The organism is Methylibium sp., assembly GCF_013817365.1.
In the GTDB taxonomy this organism is placed as follows: domain Bacteria; phylum Pseudomonadota; class Gammaproteobacteria; order Burkholderiales; family Burkholderiaceae_C; genus Methylibium.
Genome location: NZ_JACDCU010000569.1, coordinates 1 through 2,176, shown reverse-complemented (window position 1 = coordinate 2,176; position 2,176 = coordinate 1). Strand labels below are relative to the sequence as shown.

The following is a 2,176-nucleotide window of genomic DNA, read 5'->3' as shown; positions in this document are numbered from 1 at the left end:
TGATCTTCTTCGTGTGGCTGGCGGTCACCGTGGTGCCGTTCGCGCTGGCCGCGCTGGCCTTGTCGATCTTCAGGCGCGGCGATCCGGTCTACTGGGTCTGCATCACCTGGCTGCGCTGGTCGATCTGGGGCGCGCGGGTGATCTGCGGCGTGCGATACCGGGTGCAGGGCATGGAGCGACTGCCCGTCGATCGGCTCACGCCGGTGATCCTTTGCCCCAAGCACCAGAGCACCTGGGAAACCTTCGCCTTTCCGACCCTGATGACGCACCCGCTGTGCTACGTGTTCAAGCGCGAGTTGCTCTACATCCCTTTCTTCGGCTGGGCCATCGGCCGGCTCGACATGATCCACATCGACCGCAGCAAGCGCAACGAGGCCTGGGGCCGCGTGGCCGAGCAGGGCCGGCGCTACATGGCCAAGGGCAACTGGGTGATCATGTTTCCCGAAGGCACGCGAACACCGCGCGGCAGCCAGGGCATCTACAAGGCCGGTGCGACGCGCCTGGCCGTGGACACCGGCACGCCGGTGGTACCGATTGCGGTGAGCTCGGCGAAGTGCTGGCCGCGCAAGAGCTTCGTGCTGACGCCGGGGCTCATCGATGTGTCGATCGGGCGGCCGATTGCCGCCGTGGGCCGACAGCCCGACGAGCTGATGCGAGAGGTCGAGGCCTGGATCGAGGCCGAGATGCGCCGCCTCGACCCCGAGGCTTACTGAGCTGAGCCTCTTCTCGAAGTCACTGTCGCGGCCCGGCCCGCTTCTATACTCGCCGCCCATGACGCGCCCGGCCCTCTCGGCCAATCCTCGCCAGCTCGATCTGCCCTGGTTTGCGGCGGAGGGGGCGGCTGTCGCGGCACTGAGCCCACCGGCCCTGCCATTGGCCCGGCCCGCTGCGCCGGACGGGCCGCGGCAGAGCAGCGAAGCCCTTCTTCTCGCCCCTTTGCCGCCGGCGAGCGAGAGCGCCCCTGCGGCGCCCGTTTCCGGTCCAACGAGCGCCGGCAAAGCCCAAGGCGGTGCCCCGACTCAATGGCGCCATCCGCGCGCCGCCCGCGAGATCGATCTTGGCCGTGCCGTCGTGGCCTACGAATTCCAGCGCGCCCGCCGCCGCTCCATCGGCATGGTGGTCTCTGCCGAGGGCCTGTCGGTGAGAGCGCCGCGGTGGGTCGGCTGGGGCGAGATCGAGGCGGCGCTGCGCGAAAAGGCCGGCTGGATCGAAGCCAAGCTCGCCGAGCAGCACGATCGCGCGCGCAAGCATGCGGCCTCGCGGATCGAATGGCGCGACGGCACGGCGCTGCCTTTCCTCGGCGAGACGGTGACCGTGATGCTCGACGCGCGCACCACGGGCGCGGTGCTCGATGCCGGCGCCAAAGGGCTGCCCGGCGTACCGCGGCTCACCCTGCGCGTGGGTCTGCCGCAGAGCGCGGCGCCCGAGCAGATCCGCGACGTGGTGCAGGCCTGGCTCAAGCGCCAGGCGCGGCGCGTTTTCGAAGAGCGCTGCACGCACTTCGCGCCGCTGCTACGGGTGCGCATCAGCCGGCTCACGCTCAGCTCGGCGCAGACGCGCTGGGGCAGCGCCAGCGCCGACGGTTCGATCCGGCTGAACTGGCGCTTGATCCACTTCGCACTCACGACGATCGACTACGTGGTCGCACATGAATTGGCGCACCTGCGCGAGATGAACCATAGCCCGCGCTTCTGGGACGTGGTGCGGTCGGTCATTCCGGACATCGACGGCGCACGCGGCATGCTCAGGCACGAAACGCTGCCGGCCTTCGACTGATTCGCTCGCCGCCGAGGCCGTGGCGCCGGTCTGAGCGTTCGCCGGCTCCGAATCCGTCCCCCGCAGGTGTCTCGGCCGCCGCTGCCGATGCACTTCTTCTCCTCAGCCCGGTGCGAACCGCATCACCCCATCCCTGCCCAGCCGGCGCTCGAGCCGCCCCTGCAGCCACAGCGTGTGCAGGTGGGCGATCGCCTCGCCCATCGCGAAGCTGGTCTGGTGCAGATCGAGCTTGCGTTTGAAGAGCAGCGGCAGCAACTCGGCAGCCGTCTTCGGCGCCTCGGCGCAGGCCGTCATCACCTCGGCGAAGCGCTCGGCATGGTGGTCTCGAAGCTGGTCGATGCGCGTGTGCAGGCCGGTGAAGGGGCGGCCGTGCGAGGGCAGCACCAGCGTGTCGGCGGGC

General features: G+C 69.9%; 2 protein-coding genes and 1 pseudogene. 2 read left to right on the top strand and 1 reads right to left on the bottom strand.

What is annotated here, in order from left to right; genetic code table 11:
* Positions 1–2 precede the first annotated feature (2 nt).
* Both H0W38_RS21390 and H0W38_RS21385 read left to right on the top strand, forming a co-directional pair.
* Positions 3–713 (top strand): 1-acyl-sn-glycerol-3-phosphate acyltransferase, encoded by a 711-nt coding sequence (locus tag H0W38_RS21390; protein ID WP_292457996.1) that lies wholly within the window; start codon positions 3–5, stop codon positions 711–713.
* Positions 714–771: 58 nt separating this feature from the next.
* On the top strand, positions 772–1,776 hold the full coding sequence (locus tag H0W38_RS21385) for a M48 family metallopeptidase (RefSeq protein ID WP_292457993.1): 1,005 nt from the start codon (positions 772–774) through the stop codon (positions 1,774–1,776).
* Positions 1,777–1,878: 102 nt separating this feature from the next.
* On the opposite strand, the pseudogene H0W38_RS21380 reads toward H0W38_RS21385, so the two are convergent.
* A pseudogene (locus H0W38_RS21380) lies at positions 1,879–2,176 on the bottom strand (MBL fold metallo-hydrolase); the annotation flags it as partial.

Excerpts from the sequence above, each read along its gene's own strand:
- H0W38_RS21385 (WP_292457993.1), top strand. The coding sequence starts at position 772 with ATGACGCGCCCGGCCCTCTCGGCCAATCCTCGCCAGCTCGATCTGCCC.